This window comes from Thermus sp. LT1-2-5 (assembly GCF_040363165.1).
Lineage (GTDB): Bacteria > Deinococcota > Deinococci > Deinococcales > Thermaceae > Thermus.
In genome coordinates, this window is sequence record NZ_BSRG01000009.1 from 45,424 (window position 1) to 66,307 (window position 20,884).

Annotated in this window: 20 protein-coding genes; 8 read left to right on the top strand and 12 right to left on the bottom strand. The window is 67.1% G+C overall.

The window, feature by feature from the left end:
* Nucleotides 1–360: 360 nt before the first annotated feature.
* The gene (locus tag ABXG85_RS09110) at nucleotides 361–3,540 is read left to right on the top strand and encodes an Eco57I restriction-modification methylase domain-containing protein (RefSeq protein WP_353513390.1); all 3,180 of its coding nucleotides are present in this window, start codon (nucleotides 361–363) and stop codon (nucleotides 3,538–3,540) included.
* A 15-nt stretch (nucleotides 3,541–3,555) separates the two neighbouring features.
* On the opposite strand, the gene ABXG85_RS09115 is transcribed toward ABXG85_RS09110, so the two are convergent.
* Complete coding sequence (locus ABXG85_RS09115; protein WP_353513391.1) at nucleotides 3,556–4,623, bottom strand: [LysW]-lysine hydrolase; 1,068 nt, start codon at nucleotides 4,621–4,623, stop codon at nucleotides 3,556–3,558.
* The gene (lysJ, locus tag ABXG85_RS09120) at nucleotides 4,620–5,801 is read right to left on the bottom strand and encodes a [LysW]-aminoadipate semialdehyde transaminase LysJ (protein ID WP_353513392.1); all 1,182 of its coding nucleotides are present in this window, start codon (nucleotides 5,799–5,801) and stop codon (nucleotides 4,620–4,622) included. Before lysJ ends, ABXG85_RS09115 begins: the two co-directional genes overlap by 4 nt.
* 141 nt (nucleotides 5,802–5,942) lie before the next feature.
* Between lysJ and folK the strand changes: the two genes are divergently transcribed.
* The 4 genes from folK to plsX all read left to right on the top strand — a co-directional run bounded on the left by folK (nucleotide 5,943) and on the right by plsX (nucleotide 8,207).
* Nucleotides 5,943–6,422 carry a 2-amino-4-hydroxy-6-hydroxymethyldihydropteridine diphosphokinase gene (gene folK, locus ABXG85_RS09125; RefSeq protein ID WP_353513393.1) on the top strand — a complete coding sequence of 160 codons (480 nt, stop codon included), beginning with the start codon at nucleotides 5,943–5,945 and terminating at the stop codon, nucleotides 6,420–6,422.
* Between the two features lie 39 nt (nucleotides 6,423–6,461).
* A complete protein-coding gene (locus tag ABXG85_RS09130) occupies nucleotides 6,462–6,839 on the top strand; it encodes a S1 RNA-binding domain-containing protein (RefSeq protein ID WP_234507084.1) in 378 nt (125 codons plus the stop codon).
* A 61-nt stretch (nucleotides 6,840–6,900) separates the two neighbouring features.
* Entirely contained in the window at nucleotides 6,901–7,230 is a 330-nt protein-coding gene (trxA, locus tag ABXG85_RS09135) for a thioredoxin (RefSeq protein ID WP_039458248.1), read from the top strand.
* Entirely contained in the window at nucleotides 7,227–8,207 is a 981-nt protein-coding gene (gene plsX / locus ABXG85_RS09140) for a phosphate acyltransferase PlsX (protein WP_353513394.1), read from the top strand. The genes trxA and plsX overlap by 4 nt, the downstream gene beginning before the upstream one ends.
* On the opposite strand, the gene ABXG85_RS09145 is transcribed toward plsX, so the two are convergent.
* Genes ABXG85_RS09145 through glyA form a run of 3 tightly spaced genes read right to left on the bottom strand, consistent with a single transcriptional unit; the run spans nucleotide 8,196 to nucleotide 10,500 of the window.
* Nucleotides 8,196–8,615: an archease gene (locus ABXG85_RS09145; protein ID WP_353513395.1), complete on the bottom strand. Its 420-nt coding sequence runs from the start codon at nucleotides 8,613–8,615 to the stop codon at nucleotides 8,196–8,198. The two genes, plsX and ABXG85_RS09145, sit on opposite strands and share 12 nt — an antisense overlap.
* Entirely contained in the window at nucleotides 8,606–9,274 is a 669-nt protein-coding gene (locus ABXG85_RS09150) for a PIG-L deacetylase family protein (RefSeq protein ID WP_353513411.1), read from the bottom strand. Before ABXG85_RS09150 ends, ABXG85_RS09145 begins: the two co-directional genes overlap by 10 nt.
* Before the next feature lie 2 nt (nucleotides 9,275–9,276).
* Entirely contained in the window at nucleotides 9,277–10,500 is a 1,224-nt protein-coding gene (gene glyA / locus ABXG85_RS09155) for a serine hydroxymethyltransferase (RefSeq protein ID WP_353513396.1), read from the bottom strand.
* A gap of 40 nt (nucleotides 10,501–10,540) precedes the next feature.
* On the opposite strand from glyA, the gene ABXG85_RS09160 reads away from it, so the two are divergent.
* The 3 genes from ABXG85_RS09160 to ABXG85_RS09170 all read left to right on the top strand — a co-directional run bounded on the left by ABXG85_RS09160 (nucleotide 10,541) and on the right by ABXG85_RS09170 (nucleotide 13,397).
* A complete protein-coding gene (locus ABXG85_RS09160) occupies nucleotides 10,541–10,816 on the top strand; it encodes a hypothetical protein (protein WP_353513397.1) in 276 nt (91 codons plus the stop codon).
* Nucleotides 10,797–12,398, top strand: coding sequence for a dynamin family protein (locus ABXG85_RS09165; RefSeq protein WP_353513398.1), 1,602 nt, complete (start codon nucleotides 10,797–10,799; stop codon nucleotides 12,396–12,398). Before ABXG85_RS09160 ends, ABXG85_RS09165 begins: the two co-directional genes overlap by 20 nt.
* A gap of 213 nt (nucleotides 12,399–12,611) precedes the next feature.
* Entirely contained in the window at nucleotides 12,612–13,397 is a 786-nt protein-coding gene (locus tag ABXG85_RS09170; protein WP_353513399.1) for a THUMP domain-containing protein, read from the top strand.
* On the opposite strand, the gene purF is transcribed toward ABXG85_RS09170, so the two are convergent.
* Genes purF through purB form a run of 7 tightly spaced genes read right to left on the bottom strand, consistent with a single transcriptional unit; the run spans nucleotide 13,383 to nucleotide 20,634 of the window.
* Nucleotides 13,383–14,774, bottom strand: coding sequence for an amidophosphoribosyltransferase (gene purF, locus ABXG85_RS09175; RefSeq protein WP_353513400.1), 1,392 nt, complete (start codon nucleotides 14,772–14,774; stop codon nucleotides 13,383–13,385). The two genes, ABXG85_RS09170 and purF, sit on opposite strands and share 15 nt — an antisense overlap.
* Nucleotides 14,767–16,941, bottom strand: coding sequence for a phosphoribosylformylglycinamidine synthase subunit PurL (purL, locus tag ABXG85_RS09180; protein ID WP_353513401.1), 2,175 nt, complete (start codon nucleotides 16,939–16,941; stop codon nucleotides 14,767–14,769). Before purL ends, purF begins: the two co-directional genes overlap by 8 nt.
* Nucleotides 16,941–17,654: an HAD family hydrolase gene (locus ABXG85_RS09185; protein WP_353513402.1), complete on the bottom strand. Its 714-nt coding sequence runs from the start codon at nucleotides 17,652–17,654 to the stop codon at nucleotides 16,941–16,943. The genes purL and ABXG85_RS09185 overlap by 1 nt, the downstream gene beginning before the upstream one ends.
* Entirely contained in the window at nucleotides 17,651–18,343 is a 693-nt protein-coding gene (gene purQ, locus ABXG85_RS09190) for a phosphoribosylformylglycinamidine synthase subunit PurQ (protein ID WP_353513403.1), read from the bottom strand. The genes ABXG85_RS09185 and purQ overlap by 4 nt, the downstream gene beginning before the upstream one ends.
* Nucleotides 18,340–18,591 carry a phosphoribosylformylglycinamidine synthase subunit PurS gene (purS, locus tag ABXG85_RS09195; RefSeq protein ID WP_353513404.1) on the bottom strand — a complete coding sequence of 84 codons (252 nt, stop codon included), beginning with the start codon at nucleotides 18,589–18,591 and terminating at the stop codon, nucleotides 18,340–18,342. Before purS ends, purQ begins: the two co-directional genes overlap by 4 nt.
* Nucleotides 18,592–19,287: a phosphoribosylaminoimidazolesuccinocarboxamide synthase gene (purC, locus tag ABXG85_RS09200; RefSeq protein WP_353513405.1), complete on the bottom strand. Its 696-nt coding sequence runs from the start codon at nucleotides 19,285–19,287 to the stop codon at nucleotides 18,592–18,594.
* Nucleotides 19,288–19,323: 36 nt separating this feature from the next.
* Nucleotides 19,324–20,634: an adenylosuccinate lyase gene (gene purB / locus ABXG85_RS09205; RefSeq protein ID WP_353513406.1), complete on the bottom strand. Its 1,311-nt coding sequence runs from the start codon at nucleotides 20,632–20,634 to the stop codon at nucleotides 19,324–19,326.
* Between the last annotated feature and the right edge of the window lie 250 nt (nucleotides 20,635–20,884).

Genomic DNA, 20,884 nt, shown 5'->3' on the forward strand with positions numbered 1-20,884 from the left:
GGAAAGGGTTGCTTCCGTTGCCTGGGAGCTCCCATGGGGATTTTTTAAGGAAAGGGGTAAAAGGATAAAGGATGTGGTAATCGGAGAGGAGGCGTGGGCGTTTTTTCTATAGGTTCCTTAGTCCGCTATCGAGGCCGCAACTGGGTTTTGGTGGAGGAGCAGGGAGACATTCTGTACCTGCGTCCCCTAGCGGGTTCTACGGCTACCCTTTTGCCGGTGAGTGTAAGCCTAGCGGAGGCGATTCGGCATGTACTTCCCCACGAAGCCCTGGTCCTTTTAGGGCTTCCCACAACCTCGACGGAACGACAGGAAGCCTACCCTCAGGTAGACCATCGGGGTGATGAAAACCTCACCGAAGGCGTGAAGGGTTTTATCATTGACCTGGGCACCGGTTTCCTGCGCGGTCCCCAGGGGGAGAGCCTGACTCAAGACCTTCAGGCGTTCCACCACGACCTCCTGCGAATAGCCTACCGCATTCTCTTTCTCCTTGTAGCCGAGGCTCGGGGTATTCTTGGGGGAAACGAGCTTTACCGCCAGGCTTTTTCCCTTCACCGCATTCTAGACCTCGCCGCTCGGGGGGAAGCCTATACCGAGGATTTGGACCTCTGGCTTGGCCTCAAGACCCTCTTCCGGCTCTTGCGGGACCCCACGCTCCTTGTTAAGGGTGCCCCTGCCGCCAAGGTCCTGGGTCTAGAGGTTCTTGACGGCCATCTCTTTGAACCCCTCACCTTGGAGCAGAGCCCTTACGCCGTGGACAACCGCTACTTGCTTCGGGCCTTCCACCACCTGGCTTTCTCCCAAGATGCCAAGGGGCAGTGCCTTCAACGCATTGACTACGCTGCTTTGGACGTGGAGGAACTAGGCTCGGTGTACGAGAGCCTCTTAGAACACGCCCCTGTACTAAGGCGAGAAGAAGAAGGTTTGGTCCTTGCCTTCGGAGCGGGAACAGAGCGGAAGCGCTCCGGGAGCTATTACACCCCAGCGGTTTTGGTGGAGCTGGTTCTTAAGGAAGCCCTAGATCCGGTGGTAGAGGGGCGCCTGAAGAAGGCGGGGGACGACCCCAAGGCGCAGGAACAGGCCATCCTTTCCCTCAAGGTGATTGACCCCGCCTCGGGGAGCGGCCACTTCCTTCTGGGGGCGGCCCGGAGGCTCGCCCGCCGCCTGGCCCAGGTGCGCACCGGGGAGGAGGAGCCCTCCCCCGAGGTCTACCGCCAGGCGGTGCGGGACGTGGTGGCGAACTGCCTCTACGCTGTGGACCTGAACCCTCTGGCGGTGGAGCTCTGCCGGGTGGCCCTTTGGATGGAAAGCCACGTGCCGGGGAAGCCCCTCACCTTTCTGGACCACCGCATAAAGTGCGGGAACTCCCTGGTGGGAGTCCTGGAACCCAAGGTTTTGAAGGAGGGGGTGCCCGATGAAGCTTTCGCCGCAAAACTAGGGGACGCCAAGGAGGTAGCCCTCTTCCTTAAGGGGGTGAACCGCCGCCAACGGAGGGGAGAGCAGACCCTCTTTGCCCCGCTCCGGGAGAGCGTTCTGGAGGAGGAGCAGAGGAACCTGGCCACGGTTCTTCAGGAATTGGCCCGCCTTCCCGAGGACCGCGCCCAGGATGTGGCTGCCAAGGCCAAGGTCTATGAGGGGCTACGGGAGAAGGGGACTTGGGGAAGGCTCAAGCTTGCTTCGGACCTTTGGACGGCTGCCTTTTTCCAAGGCTTTTCTGGCGGGGGGCCTTTTATCACCACGGAAGCGGTGTGGCGGGCTTTGGAGGGTGGGGTGGACCCTGTTCTTAGGGAGCGTGCCGAGGCGCTCGCCCAGCGCCACCGCTTCTTTCACTGGTGGCTGGAGTTCCCCGAGGTCTTCGCCCACGGGGGGTTTGATGTGGTGCTAGGAAATCCGCCTTGGACCCGCCGCCGAGAGGAAGGGGACGTGGCCCGTTTCCTCAAGGGCTCAGGCCGTTTTCCCCTAACCTGTGAGGGCACCAACACCTACCAATTTTTCACCGAGCTCGCCCGTTCCCTTTGCCGCTCTGGGGGTATGTGCGGGCTTCTGGTGCCCACTGGTTTGGCCACAGACTCGGGTAGCCGGAGTCTGTTCAGGGATATCGTGTTGAGGGGCCAGCTCAGAGCGCTTTACGACTTCGAAAACCGGAAGGGGTTTTTCCCGGACGTGGATCGCCGTTTCCGGTTTGCCCTCGTGGCTTTCTCCGGGGGGAACGGGGAGGTTCCTTGCCCTTCTGAGAAGGATAGAGCGGCGCGCGTGGCCTTTTTTCTCGCTGATCCTAAGGAGGTGGATGACGAAAGACGGCACTTGCTTCTATCGGGAGAAGATTTCGCCCTCTTCAACCCCAATACCTGGATGGCTCCCCTTTTCCGCACCCCCCAGGATGCGGCGCTTGCCCGCCATCTTTATCGGGTGTCGGGCATCCTGTACCGTGAGGAGCCAAAGAAGGACCCTTGGGGAATCCGCCTTGGCCTGCTTTTTTCCTTAGAACGCCGCTTGCCCTTTTTCCGCTCTCGCCAAGAGCTGCGGGGGGCCATGCCTTCGGGCCACCGCTTGCGCTTTGGGGGAGAAGCCTATGTGCCTTTTTGGGAAGCCAAGATGTTCCACCAATATAACCATCGCTATGCGGACTACGCCTCGGGGAAGATCCGTCCCCTATCCGCTTCCGCCCTTTTGGACCCCGCTTACGCGATAGCGCCTGCCTATTACCTACCCGAAGACGTGGTGGAGGAGCGCCTCTCCCATTTTGAGGGAGCTCGCTTTCCTAAGCGGCCTTGGCTTCTTGCCTTTCGTAACGTAGCCCGGGCCACCGACGAACGCACGGTGATCTTTACCCCGCTTCCCCGCTTAGGGGTGGGAGGGAAAGCTCCGCTACTCTTTTCCCTAGAGCCAAGCGTTCGCATCCTCGCTCTTCTTGCCAACCTGAATAGCTTGGTTTTGGACTATGCGGCCCGGCAGAAAATCGGCGCCACGGACTTGAGCTTCCACCACATCAAGCAGTTTCCGGTTCTGCCCCCAGAGCGGTACCAGGAGGCGGACCTCCACTTCATCGTCCCCCGGGTCCTGGAGCTCACCTACACCGCCTGGGACCTCGCCCCCTTGGCCCAGGAGGTGTGGGAAGAGGCGGACGAAGGCCTCCGGGAAGCCATCCGACGTTGGCGAGAGGCAGCCCCCACGCACCCGGACAAGCCTCCCTCCTGGCTCACCCATCCCTACCCCTTCCCGCCCTTCCAATGGGATGAAAACAGACGGGCCCGCCTACGGGCTGAGCTAGACGCCTACTACGCCAGGCTCTACGGCCTAAACCGCAAACAACTCCGCTACATCCTGGATCCGCAGGACCTCACAGAAAAGGAGCTCCAGGACATTCTTTCGGACCTGGAGGAGGTGCACGATCCCCTAGACGAGGCCGCTTACCGCAGGCGCCGGGGAGGAAGCCGCTTCCCAGGGGAGACCTTCCGAGTGCTTAGAGAGAAGGAGGTGAGGCGCTACGGGGAATACCGCACTCGAAGGCTTGTCCTCGAGGCGTGGGAAAAACTGAGCTGAACCTCAGGGAGGCGCTTAGCCCTTTGAGGTTAGCGCCAAGTGTTCTAGGGCCTCCCGCAGGACCTCAATCCCTTTCAGAAACTCCGAGACCTCCACGTGCTCGTAAGGGGTGTGGTCCAGGGTGGAATCCCCAGGGCCGTAGGCCACCATGGGCGCCTTCCAGTGGGGGGCCAGGACGTTCATGTCGCTGGTGCCGGTCTTGAGCTTGAAGACGGGCCTGCCCCCCGCCTTGCGGATGCCCTGGCGCAAGGCCCGGGTCAGGGGGGTGTCCTTGGGGCCCAGGTAGGGTACCTCCCGCCCGAAGAACTCCAGCTCCAGGGTAGGGGGGGCGTAGGCGCTCAGGTGGCGGATGGCCTCCTCCGGGGGGAGCCTTGGGGGTAGGCGCAGGTCAAAGAACATCTCCGCCACCTGCTTGAGCTCGGCAGGGTGGACCTTGAAGTCCCGCAGGGTGTACTGCACCTGGTCAAAGGGACGCTGGCCCACGTTCATGGCCTCCGCCCAGGCCTTGATGGCCACAAAGTAGCTGACGAGTTCCTCGGCGGCGTTGGGCTCGTGGTGGGCGGAGTGGAAGTTGTCCTTCTCCCGCCGCACCTTCACCAGGAGCCGGCCCTTGTAGCCCAGGGTGATCCCTTCCCACCCGGAGGGCTCTCCGATGATGGCGTAATCCGGCTTTAGGCGAGGGGCGACGAAGCGGGCGCCCTTGGAGCTTGGGGCCTCCTCCTCCGTGGCCCCCACCAGGTGCACGGTGAGCCGCTCCTTGGCCACCTCCGAAAGCCCGGCGGCGGCGAAGATCATGGCCACGAAGGGCCCCTTGGCGTCCACCGCCCCCCGGCCAAAGAGCCGATCCCCCTCCAGGCGCACGGGCACGATCCCGGGCACGGTGTCGATGTGCCCCAGGAGGACCACCTGGAGGGGACCTTCCCCCACCTGGCCCCGGGCGTTGTCCGCCTCGTCCACAAACCCCCTTAACCCGAGCCTTTCCATCCCCTCCGCCAGGTACTCCGCCACCCGGCGCTCCTCCCCGGAAGGGGAGGGGATTTCCAAGGCTCCCTTGAGAAAGGCCACGGGGTCCAGGGCGCTCATGCTAGGAGAACCGCCTTCACCGCTTCCACCACCCGTTCTAGGTCCTCCTTTTCGATGACCAAAGGCGGCAGGAAGCGGATCACCGTGGGCCCCGCCTGCAGGGTGAGGATGCGGTGCTCCTTCTCCAGGCGCTCGATGTAGGGGGCCACCTTTTCCTTGAGCTCGAGCCCCACCATGAGGCCCATTCCCCGCACCTCCCGGATCTTGGGGGAGGGGATTTCCCTGAGCCGCTCCATGAACCAGGGCCCAAGCTCCGCCGCCCGCTCCCAAAGCCGCGTGCGCTCCAGGTAGCGGAGGGCGGCCACCCCGGCGGCCATGGCCAGGGGATTGCCGCCGAAGGTGGTGCCGTGCCCGCCCTTGGGCATGCTCTTCGCCACCTCCTCCCGCATCACCGCCACCCCCAAGGGCACCCCGCCCCCAATGGCCTTGGCCAAGGTGAGGATATCGGGCACCACCCCGTAGTGCTCAAAGGCGAAGCGCTTCCCCGTGCGGCCCATGCCGGTCTGGATCTCGTCCAGGATGAGAAGGGCGCCCTGTTCCCGCGTCACCTCCCGCGCCGCCTGTAGGAATTCCGGCGTGGCGGGGCGCACCCCCCCTTCCCCCTGCACGGGCTCCAGGATCACCGCCGCCGTTTCCTCGTCCACCGCCTGCCTTAGCGCCTCCACATCGTTATAGGGGATGAAGGCCACGGGCTCCACCAGGGGCAAAAAGGGCTCGCGGTACTTGGGCTCCCACGTGACGGAGAGGCTGCCCATGGTCCGGCCGGAAAACCCCCGCATGGCGGCCACGAACTTCTTCCGGCCGGTGTGGGCCCGGGCGAACTTGAGGGCCGCCTCGTTGGCCTCGGTGCCCGAGTTCACCGGGAAGACCCGGTTGAGCTCGGGGGGCAGGAGGGAAACCAGGGTGCGGTAGAACTCCCCCCGCATGGGGGTGGGGAGGGTCTGGGGCATGGCCATGAGGGTTTCCGCCTGCCGCTTCACCGCCTCCACCACCTCGGGGTTGCTGTGGCCAAGGTTGGCCACCCCGTAGCCGCCCACGCAGTCAATGTACTCGTTGCCCTCGGCGTCCCACACCCGGGCCCCTTGGCCGCGGACGAGGAGGAGGGCGTGCTTGGTGTAGACCCCGGTGTCCAGGGTGAGCTCCGCCTGCAAAAGCGCCTGCCAGTTCTCCTTCACCATACGCACCCCCGCAAAGAAAAACCCCCGGGACGGGCCCGGGAAGCCAGGCTTCCCAGGCCGGTTTAGGTTTTGCCCCGGACGGCCATCTCCCCTTCAGGGTAGGAGGCCCGCCCCCCGGTGTCAACGGGATAGACTGGGGGCGTGCTGGCCTACGTGGGCCTGGGTTCCAACCTGGGGGATCGGGCCGCCTACCTCTTGGCTGCCTCCTCCTTGCTTTCCCGGCTTCCCAAGACCCATCTCCGCCGCCTCTCTCCCGTGTACGAGACCGCGCCCCTTGGCCCGCCCCAACCTCCCTACCTCAACCTGGTGGCGGAGGTGGAAACGGGCTTGGGCCCGAGGGAACTCCTCGAGGCCCTCTTGCAGGTGGAAAAGGCCTTGGGCCGGGAGCGGAAGGAGCGCTGGGGCCCTAGGACCATCGATCTGGACCTCCTCCTCTACGGGGACCAGGTCCTGGAGGAGGAGGGGCTTCAGGTGCCCCACCCCAGGCTCCACGAGCGGGCCTTCGTGCTGGTGCCCCTTTTGGACCTCCTCCCCGAGGGGCGGCACCCCGTCTTGGGCCTAGGTTTCGCCGAGCTCTTGGCCGCCTTGGACGCCACCGGGGTTTCGCCCCTTGTGCTATAGTGGGGGCATCGCGGGCAGGACCGCGCGAGGAGAAGGAAAGTGGAGATAGAAGCGGGAAGCATCGTGGAAGGCCGCGTGGTGCGGGTGACGGATTTTGGCGCCTTTGTGGAACTCCCGGGCGGGGAGCAGGGGCTGGTGCACATCTCCCAGATTGCCCACGAGTTCGTGAAGAACGTCCGGGACTTCCTCAACGAGGGGGACATCGTCCAGGTGATGGTGAAGGGCCGGGATGCCAAGGGCAGGCTGGACCTTTCCATCAAGGACCTCACCCCGGCCCCCGAGGGGGCGCCTCCACCTCGGCCCAGGCGGCTCCCCAAGCAGTCCCCGGAGTTCGAGAACAAGCTCAAGAGCTTCCTCCGGGGCACCGGGGGGTTTGGCGGCGGCAAGGGCAAGAAGGGCGGCCGCAAGAAGCGTTAGCGCCCAAAAGGGGTCCCCGGGGGGTTTATCCCTCCGGGGCTTTGCCGTAGAGTAGGGGGGTATGGCGAAGCCCCTGGAGGTTACCGACCAGAACTTTGATGAGCTCTTGGGCGGCCACCCCTTGGTCCTGGTGGACTTTTGGGCCGAGTGGTGCGCTCCTTGCCGCATGATCGCTCCCATCCTCGAGGAACTGGCCCAGGAGTACGAGGGCAAGCTTGTGGTGGCCAAGCTGGACGTGGACGAGAACCCCAAGACTGCCATGCGCTTTCGCGTGATGAGCATCCCCACGGTGATCCTCTTTAAAAACGGCCAACCCGTGGAGGTCCTGGTGGGGGCGCAGCCCAAGCGCAACTTCCAGGCCAAGATCGAAAAACACCTGCCGCAGGCATGAGGATCGCCCTGGACGCCATGGGGGGGGACCGGGCCCCCGAGGTCACGGTCCAGGGAGCTCTCCTGGCGGCCCAGGAGGGGGTGGAGGTCCTGTTGGTGGGGGAGGAGGGGCGGCTTGAGGCGGCCTTGGCCCGTTTTGGGGGCAGGCTTCCCATCCACCCCGCCCCCGACTGGATCCGTATGGAGGAGCACGCCACCGAGGTGCGCAAGCGCCGGGAAAGCTCCATCTGGGTCGCCCTGGAGCTTTTGAAGAAGGGCGAGGTGGCGGCGGTGGTTTCCATGGGGCACACCGGGGCCACCATGGCCGCCGCCCTTTTCGTTTTGGGCCGGGTGCGGGGGGTGGAGCGGCCCGCCTTGCTCGTGGAGTTCCCGAGCCTAAAGGGGCGCACCTTTCTCCTGGACGGGGGGGCCAACGCCGACTGCCGCCCCTCCTTCCTGGTGCAGTTTGCCGCCATGGGCCTGGCCTACGCCGAGGCCAGCGGGGTGGCGCACCCCCGGGTGGGCCTCCTCTCCATCGGGGAGGAGGAGGGGAAGGGAAACGCCTTGGTCCTCGAGGCCTATCCCCTTTTGCGGGCGGCCTTGGGGGAGCGCTTTTTCGGCAACGTGGAGGGGCGGGACATCTTCTATGGCACCGCAGAGGTGGTGGTCACGGACGGTTTCACCGGGAACGTGGCCCTGAAGCTGGCGGAGGGGGAGGCCAAGGTCCTCTTCACCTGGATCAAGGAGGCCTTCGCCGCAAGCCCTTGGGCCAGGCTGGGCGCCCTTTTGGCCCGGGGCGCCTTGCGCCGGGTAAAGGCGCGGGTGGACCCTTCCCAGTACGGGGCCATGCCCCTTCTGGGGGTGGAGGGGGCGGTCTTCATCGGCCACGGCTCGGCGGACGCCCTGGCGGTGAAAAACGCCCTGCTTCGGGCCAAGGCCTTGGTGGAGGCGGGGCTACTGGCGCGGGTGCGGGAGGCCCTGGCCGCCCTACACGTCTAGGATTACCCGGGCCCGCCACCTCCCCCCTTCCTGGCCCACAAGGAGGCCGTGGAAGGTGGCGCTTTTCACCTCCCCCTGGAAGCCGAAGGCCTCCTGGAAGGGCTCGCCTTGGAGGTGGGCTTCCAGGCGGTAGCCCCCCTCCTCTTCCCCAATGCGCACCCTGGCCCTGCCCGGCACGAAGCCCTTGGTCTGGATCAGGTAGATGAGCTCGTTCAGGTAGCGCACCAAGAGGGTGTCCAGGTCCTCAGCCCAAAGGGTGAGGCGCCGCCGCCTCTTTCCCCCTTCCGGGGGGTTTTGGAACATCACCGCCAGGAGGCCCTTTAGGGCGGCCTGGAAGAGGCCCTCGAGGCTTTCCGCCTCCACCTCGAAGCCGATGTCGGCGGTGTGGTCCAATAGCCTCACCACCATGGCCCCTCCACCACGCCCTCCCTCCCCACCACGTGGAAGGTCTCGGTCCAAAGCCTTTCTGGGTAGCGCTCCAGGAAGGCCAGGACCGAAAGGGCCTGGGTCTTGTGCTGGGCGAGGGCCTTGAGCTTTTCCTTGAGGGCCCACTCGGGCAGGCGCAGACGGTGGGTTACGGGGTAGGGCCCCTCTGGGCGCACCATGTAGACCACCTGGGCCAGGCCCTCCGCCGCCCCTTGGGCGTAGCGGCTTGCCGCCACGTGATCGGGGTGGCCGTTCAGGCCGTTCGGGGGGAAGGTCACCACATAGCGGGGCCTTAGGGCAAGGAGGCGCTCCCGGATGGCCGCTTCCGCCTCGGGGTGGTCCAGAAGGCCTTCCCCTGTGGCCTTCCCCCTTTCCCCCCCTTCCGCCTCCTGGGGGAGGCCGTTGGGGAAGGAGAGGACCTCGAGGAAGTCCACCCGCAGGATCTCCGCCGCCCGCCGGAGCTCTTCCGTGCGCACCCTTCCCAGCTCTTCCGGCGGGCAGAGGCCCAGGGTCCTTCCCGCCTCTCCTTGGGTCAGGGTGAGGATGCCCGTCCTGAGGCCTCTAGCCTTGGCCAGAAGAAGCGCTCCCCCGGCCCCGAAGCCCTCGTCGTCGGGGTGGGGGACCACCACCAAAAGGTCCAGCATCAGGGCATGGGGTGGGCGAGGGCGAAAGCGCGCACCTCCTCCCGAAGGCCTTCCGAGGGGCCTTCCGTGAGGGCCCGGTCGATGAGGTCCGCCACCCGGGCCATCTCCTCCGGGGTGAAGCCCCGGGTGGTGAGGGCGGGGGTGCCCAGGCGGATGCCGGAGGTGATGCGGGGGGGCTTGGGGTCAAAGGGGATGGCGTTCTTGTTCACGGTGATGCCCACGGCGTCCAGGCGCTCCTCCGCCTCCTTGCCCGTGAGGCCCTTGGGGCGGAGGTCCACCAGGAGGAGGTGGTTGTCGGTGCCCCCGGTGACGATGCGGTAGCCCCGCTCGGCCAGTTCCTGGGCCAAGCGCTTGGCGTTTTCCACCACCAGGCGGCTGTACTCCTGGAACCCAGGCTGGAGGGCTTCGAAGAAGGCCACGGCCTTCCCGGCGATCACGTGCTCTAAGGGGCCTCCTTGGATGCCGGGGAAGATGAGCTTGTCTATCTTCTTGCCCAGCTCGGGGTCCTGGGAGAGGATGAGGCCGCCTCGAGGGCCCCGGAGGGTCTTGTGGGTGGTGCTGGTCACCACATGGGCGTGGGGGACGGGGTTGGGGTGGAGCCCCGCCGCCACGAGGCCGGCGAAGTGGGCCATGTCCACCACCAGGTAGGCCCCCACCTCCTCGGCGATTTCCCGGAAGGCCCTAAAGTCCCAAAAGCGGGGGTAGGCGCTGGCCCCGGCCACGATGACCTTGGGGCGGTGCTCCCGGGCGAGCCTACGCACCTCCTCCAGGTCTATGAGCTCGGTGTCGGGCCGCACCCCGTAGGAAACCACCTTGTAAAGCTTCCCGGAGAAGTTGACCTTGGCCCCGTGGGTCAGGTGCCCCCCGGCGGCCAGGTCCATGCCCATGAGGGTGTCCCCGGGCTCCATGAGGGCCAGGTAGACCGCCATGTTGGCCTGGGAGCCGGAGTGGGGCTGGACGTTGGCCCAGGCGGCCCCGAAGAGGGCTTTGGCCCGCTCTATGGCCAAGGACTCCACTTGGTCGATGACCTCGCACCCCCCGTAGTACCGGGCTCCCGGGTAGCCCTCGGCGTACTTGTTGGTGAGGACGCTCCCCACCGCCTCCCGCACCTGCCGAGAGACGAAGTTCTCGCTGGCGATGAGCTCTAGCCCCTCCCGCTGCCTTTTCTCCTCCAAGGCAATGAGCTGGAAGATGGCCTCGTCGCGGACGCTGGCGCTTACCATAGGGCGATTATAGGTCCTTAGGGGCTGCTAAGCTAAGGCCATGAAAGGGAACGCCTTCACCATCTTGAAATGGGGGGCCCTTCTGGCCCTTGCCGTTTTGCTCCTCGCCATCCTCCTCATCAACTTCACCACAAGCCGCGACCTGCCCGAGCTGGTGCGGGTGCAGGTGGAGCGCTACGCCGTGTGTAGCTACTGGTTTTTCGGCTGGCACCTGGCCTCCACCGGGGCCTTCGCCTTCGCCTTCTTGGCCTTGGGATTTTTCCTTGGGCTCGCCCTTGGCCTTTACCTGAGGCGGTATGCGCCTAGAGGAGGCTAAGGCGGCCAAGGTTCGGGTGCGGGACCTCCTCCTGAGGGGCCTCGAGGCCCTCTCCCGCACCCCCGTGGACCCCGCTCCCTTGCGCCAGGCCCTTTTAGACTTGGAGGGGCCCTTTCTCCTGGTGGTGGTGGGGGAGTTCAACAGCGGCAAGTCCAGCCTGGTGAACGCCCTCTTGGGCGAGGATCTCCTTCCCGAGGGCCCCACCCCCACCACGGACCGCATCCAGCTCCTGGCCTACGGGGAGGGGGAAGGGGAGGAGGCCGAGGGGTTCCTCCGCCTCCCAAGGCCCCATCCCCTCCTCAAGGACCTCGCCCTGGTGGACACCCCGGGGACCAACGCCCTTCTGGCCCATCACGAGGTCCTGACCCGCCGCTTCCTTCCCCGGGCCGATCTCATCCTCTTCGTCACCAGCGCCGACCGGCCCCTGACCCGCTCCGAGGGGGAGCTCCTGGCCCTTATCCGGGACTGGGGGAAAAAGGTGGTCCTGGTGGTGAACAAGGCGGACCTCCTCTCGGGGGCGGACCGGGAGGCGGTGGCCCGCTACGTGGGCCAGGGGGCGAGGGAGGTGTTGGGGGAGGAGGTTCCCCTCTTCCTCGTTTCCGCCCGGCTCGGCAAGGAGGGAAGGGACGAGGGGTTGGAGCGCCTGCGGGCGCACGTGGAGCGCACCCTTGCGGGGGAGGCCCTGCCCCTCAAGCTTTCGGCCGCCTTGGGGGTTTTCCGGCGCCTTTTGCGGGAGGGGGAGGAGGCCTTGGACCGGGAGCGGGAGGAGGTGGAGCGGGCCCTCGCCACCTGCGGGGCCCTGGAGGCCCTCCTGGCGCGGCATGCGGACCGGGTCAGGCGGGACTTCTCCGGGCAGGTGGCCCTGGTGGAGCGGGTCTTCCGGGAGGTGGAGGAGCGGGGGTACCGCTTTCTGGAGGAGACCGTGCGCCTGGGCCGCCTCCCCGACCTCCTGAACGCCAAGGCCTTCCGGGAAAGCTTCCTCAGGGAGGTGGTCCAGGACGCCGGGGCGCGGCTGGAGCGGGCGGTGGGGGAGGCCCTGCGCTGGCTCGCCCGCCGAGAGGAGGAGCTCCTCCTGGACGCCCTTACCCTCCTAAAGGAGGCCCGTCCCGTCCCCAAGGGGGAGGAGCCCCTTTACGCCTCCTTGGAGGAGGCCCTCGCCCGGTTCCGCCCCGAGGCGGAGGCGGAAAGGCTTTCCGGCCTGGCCCAGGAGGCGGTGGTGCGCGCCCTGGCGGGGGGTGTAGGGGGGCTGGGCCTGGGAGCGGCCTTGGCCCTTGCCCTGAAGGGGCTGGTGGCGGACCTCACCGGGCTTTTGGCGGGGTTTTTCGTGGCCTTCCTCGCCCTTTCCGTGCTCCCCCGGCGAAAGGAGCGGGCGAAGCGCCTCCTTTCCCAGGGCTTGGCGGAGGCGTACGCCGCGGTGCGCAAGGGCTTAGAGGAGGCTCTGGAGGAGGGGCTTTCCCGCCAGCGGGAGAGGTTTGAGGGGCTTTACCGGGATCGCTGCGAGGCCCTGCGGGCACGCCTCGGGGACCTCGAGGCGAGGAGGGGGGCCCTTCGGGCCCTGGCGGAGGAGGCCCGTGTGGCTTGAGGCCACCACCCACCCCGGCCTCGAGGATCTCCTCCTGGAGGAGCTTTCCCGCCTGTACCCGGGGAGGGAGGCGGAGGTGGATCCGCGGAAGGGCCGGGTGCGGGTGCGCCTCCCCGAAGGGGTGGGGGAGGAGGCCTTCCGGCTCCACCTCGCCCACCACCTGGTCCTTTTCCGCGCCCGGCTTGCCCTACCCCCCAGGACCCCCTGGGGGCCTTGGAGCGGGCGGCTTGGGCTTTGGAGCTCCCCGAGCTCCAGGGAGCCCAAAGCTTCCGGGTGGAGGCCCGCAGGGAGGGGGATCACCCCTTCCAAAGCCCCGAGGTGGAGCGCCGCCTGGGAGCCCCCCTCCGGGCCCGGTACGGGGTGGCGGTGGACCTCGAGGCGCCCCAGGTGCGGGTGCGGGTGGACGTGCGGGGAGGGGAGGCCCTTCTTGGGGTCCAGCTCACCGCCAGGCCCCTTTCCCGCCGCTTTCCCAAGGCGAGCCCCAGGGGAAGCCTCTCCCCTGTGCTGGCCCAGGCCCTCCTGCGCCTGGGAGGGGCCCGCCCGGGCGCGCGGGTGCTGGACCCCTTCACGGGCTCGGGGACCATCGCCCTCGAGGCCGCGGACACCCTGGGCCGGGAAAGCCCCGTCTATGCGGGGGACCTGGACGAGGGGCGCTTGGTGCTAGCCCGGGAGGCGGCCTTGGCCTCCGGTCTCCCGTGGATTGAGTTCAGGAGGGCGGATACCCGCCGCCTTCCTCACTTCTTCCCCCAGGTGAACCTCATCCTGGCCAACCCTCCCCACGGCCTGCGGCTGGGGCGGAGGTCGGCCCTTCTCGGCCTCTACCGGGACTTTCTGGAAGAGGCCAAGGCCCTCCTGCCCCCTGGGGGAAGGCTCGTCCTCCTCACCCTTCGCCCCGCCCTCCTCCGGAGGGTCCTCCCCCCCGGCTTGGCCCTCCGCCACGCCCGGGTGGTGGAGCAGGGGGGTGTGTATCCCCGGTTCCTCGTGCTAGAGAAGCTCTAGGGCGAGCTTCTCCCCCTCCTCGGGGACGCCTGCGGGGTAGCGGCCGTTGAAGCAGGCCAGGCACACGGGCCCCCCGATGGCCCGCTTGACCCCTTCCTCCGAGAGGAAGGCCAAGGAATCGGCCCCGATGTAGGCGCGGATCTCCTCCAGGCTCTTCTGGGCGGCGATGAGCTCCTTGCGGGCGGCGGTGTCGATGCCGTAGTAGCAGGGGAAGCGGATGGGAGGGCTGGAGACGCGGAAGTGTACCTCCTTCGCCCCCGCCTCCTTCAAGAGGGCCACGATGTGGCGGCTGGTGGTGCCCCGCACGATGGAGTCGTCGATGAGGACCACCCGCTTGCCCCTCACCGCCGAGGTGGGGGAGAGCTTGAGGCGGGTCTTCAGGTCGCGAAGCTCCTGGGTGGGCTGGATGAAGGTGCGGCCGGCGTAGGGGTTCTTGTAGAGGCCGTACTCCAGGGGGAGGCCGCTGGCCCGGGCGTAGCCGATGGCGGCCCCTATGCCGGAGTCGGGCACGGGCACCACGATGTCCGCCTCCGCCGGGGCCTCCCGGAAAAGCTCCTCCCCCATCCGCACCCGGGCGGCGTAGGCCTCGGTGCCGTCCAGGAGGCTATCGGGCCGGGCGAAGTAGATCCACTCAAAGGCGCAGGGGGCGGGGTTGGGGGGGAGGACCTGGTGGCTTTGGAGCTCCCCGTCCTCCACCCAGACCACCTCCCCAGGCCGCACGTCCCGGAGGTAAACCGCCCCCAGAAGGGCCAGGGCCGGCGGCTCGGAGGCGAAGGCGTAGCCCCAAGGGGCCCGCCCGATGACCAGGGGCCGCACCCCGTGGGGGTCGCGGAGGGCGAGGAGGGTCTTGCGGTCCATGAGGAGGATGGAATACCCCCCTTCCAGGCGCTTCATGGCCTCGAGGGCGGCCTCGATGAGGGGAAGGTGGGCGAGGCGGGCCAGGAGGAGGAGCATGACCTCGGTGTCCGAGGTGCTCTGGAAGGTGGCCCCCTCTAGGAGGAGGCGGTCGCGCAGGGGCTTGGCGTTGGTGAAGTTGCCGTTGTGGGCGATGGCCAGGACCCCGTGGGCGGTGCGGGCGGTGAGGGGTTGGGCGTTGAAGCGGAGGTTGGAGCCCGTGGTGGAGTAGCGGGTGTGGGCCAGGCCCAGACGGGCCTCGGGCAGGCGGAGCTTGGCCAGGCGCTCCTCGGTGAAGACCTGGTTCACCAGGCCCAGGTCCTTTTCCACCAGGAACTCCTTGCCGTCGCTCACGGCGATGCCTGCCGCCTCCTGGCCCCTATGCTGCAGGGCGAGAAGCCCCAGGTGGAGCAACCCCGCCACGTCCAAGGGGCTTTCGCTCCAAAGGCCTAGGACGCCGCACTCCTCCCTCGGCTTATCCATCCAGGACCTCCCGCAAGGGGCGTTGCCAGATGGCCTTAAGCTCGGCCACCTCCCACTCTAGCACCCCCTTGGGGGTGAGGACCGTGAGGGTCTTCCCCCCCGTCTCCCCCAGGATGCGGTAGGGGAGACCCTGGGCCTCGAGGCGGGCGGTGGCCTCCTTCAGGTGGTCCTTGGCCACGGTGAAGAGGATGCGGCTCGGGGCCTCGCCGAAGAGGGCTTCCAGGCCTGCCTCCCGCACCTCCACCGTGGCCCCGAGGCCGTAGGGGAAGGTCATCTCCGCCAGGGCCACCAAAAGCCCTCCCTCCGCCAGGTCGTGGGCGGTCCGCACCAGGCCCAGGCCGATGAGCTGGCGGATGACCTCCTGCACCGCGCTCTCCCGCTCCAGGTCCAAGGCGGGGGGGTGGCCGGCCTCGAGGCCGGTGAGGAGGTAAAGGACTTCGCTTCCCCCAAGCTCCCCCCGCTCCTCCCCCAGGAGAACCACCACCTCCCCGGGCCGCCGAAAGCCCATCTCCGCCCGGCGCCTGATGTCCAAGACCCCCACCACCCCCACCATGGCTGTGGGGGGGATGCGGCGGCCCCCTGCCTCGTTGTAGAGGGAAACGTTGCCGCTCACCACGGGCACGCCCAAGGCGGCGCTGGCCTCCTTCAGGCCCTCGATGGTTTCCTTGAGCTCGTAATAGCCCTCGGGGGTTTCCGGGCTTCCCAGGTTGAGGCCATCGGTGTAGGCGAGGGGTTTCGCCCCCACCACGGACACGTTGCGGCAGGCCTCCGCCAGGGCGTGCATGGCCCCCAGGCGGGGGTGGAGGCGGCTATAGCGGGGGTTTTGGTCCACCTTGGCGGCGATGCCGAGGCTGGTCCCCTTGAGCCAGAGGATGGCGGCATCCCCCTTTCCCGGCACCAAGGCGGTGCGGGTGCCCACCTGGTGGTCGTAGCGCTCGTAGACGGCTTCCCGGCTTGCCAGGTTGGGGGAGGCGAGGAGCCTCTCCAGGACCTCCTTGGCCTCCGCCTGCAGGGGGGGAAGGGGGGTTTCCCGGAGGCGTTTCACCTCGGGGTCCTCCTGGGCCAGGCGCACGTAGCTGGGGGCCTCCGCCAGGGCCTCCGTGGGCACCTCCGCCACCACCTCCCCCCGGAAGAGGACCCTGAAGACCCGTTCCGGGATGGTCCGGGCCACGGCCACGCAGTCCAGGCCCCACCGGCGAAAGACCTCCTCTAGCTCCTTTTCCTTCCCTGGCCGGGGCACCAGGACCATGCGCTCTTGGCTTTCCGAGAGGAGGAGCTCCTCGGGGGCCATGCCCGCCTCCCGGGTGGGGACCAGGTCCAGGTTGAGCTCCACCCCGAGGCCCGACTTGTGGGCGAGCTCGGCCAGGCTGGAGGTGAGCCCCGCCGCCCCCATGTCCTGCACCCCTTCCACCAGGTCCTTCTCTATGGCCTCGAGGGTGGCCTCCATGAGGAGCTTCCCCAAAAAGGGGTCCCCCACCTGCACCGCCGGGCGGTCCTCCTCCTTCTCCTCCCTTAGCTCCCGGCTGGCGAAGGCCGCCCCCCCGATGCCGTCCCGGCCCGTCTTGGCCCCGGCGTAGTAGATGGGGCGGCCCAAGGAGGCGCGGCTTTTCCGCAGGTGCTCTTCCCGTAAAAGCCCCAAGCACATGGCGTTCACCAAGGGGTTTTCCCGGTAGCCCTCGTGGAAGTAGAGGTCCCCGCCCACGGTGGGCACGCCGATGGCGTTCCCGTAAAAGGCGATGCCGGAAACCACCCCCTTGAAGAGGTAGCGGCTTCGGCCCTCGGGAGGGCCGAAGCGCAGGGAGTCCAGGAGGGCGATGGGGCGGGCCCCCATGCTCAGGATGTCCCTAAGGATCCCCCCCACCCCCGTGGCCGCCCCTTGGAAGGGCTCCACGGCGGAGGGGTGGTTATGGCTTTCGATCTTGAAGGCCACCGCCCACCCTTCCCCCAGGCGCACCACCCCGGCGTTTTCCCCCGGGCCCTGCAGAACCGCTTCCCCCTCCTTGGGGAGCTCCTTGAGGAGGGGGCGGGAGTTCTTGTAGGCGCAGTGCTCGCTCCACATCACCTTGAAGAGGAGGAGCTCCACCCGGTTGGGCTCCCGCCCAAGCCGCCTTTGGATCTCCCGGTACTCCCCATCCGGGATGCCCAACTCCTTGGCCAAGGCTTCCATCACTCTAGGAGGGGGAGGAGCTCGCGGTGGTCCTTCACCTTGGCCGTGGGCTTCACCTCCCCGTTCACCTCCCTCAGGCCCACGTACTGCACCGCCCAAGGATAGCCGGCGCCGAAGGCCCCCTTGATGTCCGTGTGGGGCAGGTCCCCCACGTGGAGGGCCTCCTCGGGGGCCACCCCTAGGGCCTCGAGGGCCACGTGGAAGGCCTCGGCCTTGGGCTTGACGAAGCCGGTTTCGTCGGAGAAGCTATAGGCCTGGAAAACGTCCAAGCCTTGCCTGCGCAGGTGCTCCCGGAGGAGGCGGCCCGGGGTCATGCCCGTGTCGGAAACAAGGGCCAAGGGGTACTTCCCGGCAAGCGCCTTGAGGACCTCCACCCCAGGCAGGGGCTTGAGGTCGGCGAGGAGGGAGGTTTCCTCCAGCTTTCGTGCGGTGAGGGCGATGAGCCCGGGGTCGTGGGGGGCTCCAAGAAGGGCGAAGATGCGGCCCACCCGCTCGTACACGGACATGTGCTCCCCCGCCTTCCAGGCCTCCTCAAAGGCCAAGGCCGCCTGCCGGTAGGCCTCCCGCACCTCGCTCTCCTCCGCAGGGTGGCCCGCCTCGGACAGCGCATCCAGGAGGATCTCGTACCGGGCAGGCATGACCTTTTCCAAAAACGCCTCCCCCTCGGTGAAGAGGGTGCCCCAGAAGTCAAAGGTGATGGCCTTGGGTTTCATGATCTAACCTCCTGTGGAACCTCCAAAAGCCCCAAGAAGAGGGGAAGCCCGTCCTCCCCTCCCAGAACGGGGTCCACGGCCCGCTCGGGGTGGGGCATCATGCCGAGGACGTTGCCCTTCTCGTTCACGATGCCGGCGATGTCGTTCAGGCTCCCGTTGGGGTTAAAGTCCTTCTCCCCCGCCAGGGGGGCGTAGCGGAAGACCACCTGGCCTTCCCCTTCCAGCCGCCTTAGGGTTTCGGGGTCGGCGTAGTAACGCCCCTCGGCGTGGGCGATGGGCAGGCGGAGAACCTGGCCCCTTTGGTAAAGCCGGGTGAAGGGGAGGTCGGTCCGTTCCACCCGCACCCCCACCTCCTTGCAGGTGAAGTGGAGGTTGAGGTTGGCGAGGAGGGCCCCGGGGAGGATCCCCGCCTCCGTGAGGACCTGGAAGCCGTTGCAGACCCCGATGACGAAGCGCCCTTCCCGGGCGAAGCGGCGCACCGCCTCCATCACTGGGCTCTTGGCGGCGAGGGCCCCGGCCCTCAGGTAGTCCCCGTAGCTGAACCCCCCCGGGAGGAAGACCCCGTCAAAGCCTTTGAGGTCCCGCTCCGTGTGCCAGACGAACTCCGCCCGTATGCCCGCCTTCGTGAAGGCAAAACGGGCGTCTTCATCGCAGTTGGAGCCGGGGAAGCGAACGATGGCCCACCTCATAGCTCTTTTAGGGCCTCCAGGGTGTAGACCTCCATCACCGGGTTGGCCAGGAGGCTTCCCAAGGCCTTGGCCTTTTCCTCGGCCTGGAGGAAGTTTTCCGCGGAGAAGACGATTTCCAAAACCTTTCCCACCCGCACGGACTCCACGGGGTGGCCGAGGTCCCTCAAGACCCCTTCCACCGCCCGGCCCTGAGGGTCCAGGATGCCGTCTTTGAGCTCGATGAGGAGCGTGGCTTGGTATCTGGGCATCTAGCCTCCCAAAACCCGCCTCAGGACCTCCCGGTAGGCCTCTTCCACGCCCCCAAGGTCCTTGCGGAAGCGGTCCTTGTCCATGGGTTCGCCCGTGGCCATATCCCAAAGGCGCATGGTGTCGGGGCTGATCTCGTCGGCAAGGAGGATTTCCCCGTCTTTTTCCCCGAACTCCAGCTTGAAGTCCACCAGTTCCAGGCCCCTTTGCGCAAAGAAGTCCTTCAGGATCTCCCCCACCCGCAAGGTGGTGGCCTTGATTTCCCGTAGCGCCTCCGGCGTGGCCAAACCTAGGGCCAGGATGGCCTCCTCGCAGATGAGGGGGTCTCCCAGGGCGTCGTCCTTCAGGGAGAACTCCACCAAGGGCGCTTGGAGGGGCGTCCCCTCCTCGAGGCCATAGCGCTTGGCGAAGCTCCCCGCCGCCTTGAAGCGGAGGATCACCTCCAAGGGGAGGATCCTCACCCGCTTCACCCGCATCTCCCGCTCGGAGATTTCCTCCAGGAAGTGGGTCTTGACGCCCTTTGCCTCCAGGAGGCGGAAAAGGGCGGCGGAAACCCTGTTGTTCACCACCCCTTTGCCGGGGATGACCCCTCGCTTTTGAGCGTTGAAGGCGGTGGCCTCGTCCTTGAAGTAGACCCTTAGGGTGTCCTTCCCTTCCGGGTAGAGGATCTTGGCCTTGCCCTCGTAAAGCTTCTCCATGCCCCTCCTTGTGGCCAAGCGGCCCTTTCCCTCATTCTAAAGCCCAAAGCGGGCGTAGATGGCGTCCACGTGGCGGAGGAAGGCCTTGGGGTCAAAGAGCGCCCTTAGCCTCTCCCCTTTGATGGGGTTTTCCGGGTCGGCCTCCAGGAGCTCCAGGAAGCTTCGCCCCTCCTCCCAACACCTGAGGGCGTTCCGCTGCACCAGGGCGTAGGCCTGGTCCCGGGGCAGGCCCTCGGCGATGAGGGCGTTGAGGACCTGCTGGGAGTAGACGAGGCCCCGGGTGAGGTCCAGGTTCCGCTTCAGGTTTTCCTCAAAGACCTTTAGGCCCTCCAGGATGTTCCTAAGCCGCCTCAGGGCGTAGTGGAGGGCGGTGGTGGCGTCGGGGAGGATGATGCGCTCCACCGAGGAGTGGGAGATGTCCCGCTCGTGCCAGAGGGCGATGTTCTCCAGGGCGGGCCCGAGGTAGCCCCGGAGGAGCCGGGCCATTCCCGTGAGGTTTTCCAGGCCCACGGGGTTTTTCTTGTGGGGCATGGAGGAGCTTCCCGTCTGGCCCTCGCGGAAGGGCTCTTGCGCCTCCAGGACCTCCGTGCGCTGCAGGTGCCTGAGCTCCACCGCCACCCGTTCCACGTTTCCCCCCAGGATGGCCAAGGCGGCCAGGACCTCCGCGTGCCGGTCTCGAGGGACCACCTGGGTGGAGACGGGCTCCACCTTGAGGCCAAGCCGGCGCGCCACGTGGGCCTCCACCTCGGGGGGGACGTGGGCGTAGTTGCCCACGGAGCCGGAGAGCATGGCCACGCCGATGGTTTCCTTGGCCTTTAGGAGCCTTTCCTCGTCCCTTAGGAAGGCGGCGTAGAAGGAGAGGAAGCGGAGGCCGAAGCTGGTGGGCTCGGCGTGAACCCCGTGGGTGCGGGCGATGGCGGGGGTGTGCTTGTAACGGAGGGCGAGGCCCTTTAGCGCCTCCTCCACCCCTTTACGCTCCTCTCGAATGAGGTCCAAGGCCTGCACCAGGAGGGCGTTTTGCGCCGTATCCACGATGTCCGAGCTGGTGAGGCCCAGGTGGAGGTAGCGCCCCACCTCCTCGTCCCCGGTCCACTCCACCAGGGCCCGGGTGAAGGCCACCAGGTCGTGGCGGGTGGTTTCCTCTATCTCCGCCACCCGCCGGGCGAAGGCTTCGGTGAGGGGCTTCTCCGCAAGGGTTTTGAGGAGCTGGGCGGCAAGGCCCCTTGGCACTTGGCCCAGGGCCTCCCAGGCCTCGAGGGCGTAGGCCTCCACCAAGGCCCACATGCGGTAGCGGCTTTCCTCGGACCAAAGGGCCGCCATCTCCGGGGTCTGGTAGCGGGGGACCATGCCTAAAGGCTACCGGCTAGGTATCGTCTCCCGCTACCCCAGGGTCTAGAGCTCAGCGTGGGGGTACTTGACACGTTCTCAGGGTCCTGGTAGTCTTTTCTTTGCGCTGCCTGGTGGGCGGCGGGGGATCTTGAAAGCTAGGGTGGAGGAATGGAATGTGAGGCCACGTTGAGGCGTGGTCTTGAGGGTCAAGATGCTAAGGGCCCACGGTGGATGCCTTGGCACCCGAGCCGATGAAGGACGCGGCTAC

Excerpts from the sequence above, each read along its gene's own strand:
- ABXG85_RS09115 (WP_353513391.1), bottom strand. The coding sequence starts at position 4,623 with ATGAGCGCCCTGGACCCCGTGGCCTTTCTCAAGGGAGCCTTGGAAATC.
- lysJ (WP_353513392.1), bottom strand. The coding sequence starts at position 5,801 with ATGGTGAAGGAGAACTGGCAGGCGCTTTTGCAGGCGGAGCTCACCCTG.
- trxA (WP_039458248.1), top strand. The coding sequence starts at position 6,901 with ATGGCGAAGCCCCTGGAGGTTACCGACCAGAACTTTGATGAGCTCTTG.
- plsX (WP_353513394.1), top strand. The coding sequence starts at position 7,227 with ATGAGGATCGCCCTGGACGCCATGGGGGGGGACCGGGCCCCCGAGGTC.
- ABXG85_RS09145 (WP_353513395.1), bottom strand. The coding sequence starts at position 8,615 with ATGGTGGTGAGGCTATTGGACCACACCGCCGACATCGGCTTCGAGGTG.
- glyA (WP_353513396.1), bottom strand. The coding sequence starts at position 10,500 with ATGGTAAGCGCCAGCGTCCGCGACGAGGCCATCTTCCAGCTCATTGCC.
- ABXG85_RS09160 (WP_353513397.1), top strand. The coding sequence starts at position 10,541 with ATGAAAGGGAACGCCTTCACCATCTTGAAATGGGGGGCCCTTCTGGCC.
- ABXG85_RS09165 (WP_353513398.1), top strand. The coding sequence starts at position 10,797 with ATGCGCCTAGAGGAGGCTAAGGCGGCCAAGGTTCGGGTGCGGGACCTC.
- purF (WP_353513400.1), bottom strand. The coding sequence starts at position 14,774 with ATGGATAAGCCGAGGGAGGAGTGCGGCGTCCTAGGCCTTTGGAGCGAA.
- purL (WP_353513401.1), bottom strand. The coding sequence starts at position 16,941 with ATGGAAGCCTTGGCCAAGGAGTTGGGCATCCCGGATGGGGAGTACCGG.
- ABXG85_RS09185 (WP_353513402.1), bottom strand. The coding sequence starts at position 17,654 with ATGAAACCCAAGGCCATCACCTTTGACTTCTGGGGCACCCTCTTCACC.
- purQ (WP_353513403.1), bottom strand. The coding sequence starts at position 18,343 with ATGAGGTGGGCCATCGTTCGCTTCCCCGGCTCCAACTGCGATGAAGAC.
- purS (WP_353513404.1), bottom strand. The coding sequence starts at position 18,591 with ATGCCCAGATACCAAGCCACGCTCCTCATCGAGCTCAAAGACGGCATC.
- purC (WP_353513405.1), bottom strand. The coding sequence starts at position 19,287 with ATGGAGAAGCTTTACGAGGGCAAGGCCAAGATCCTCTACCCGGAAGGG.
- purB (WP_353513406.1), bottom strand. The coding sequence starts at position 20,634 with ATGGTCCCCCGCTACCAGACCCCGGAGATGGCGGCCCTTTGGTCCGAG.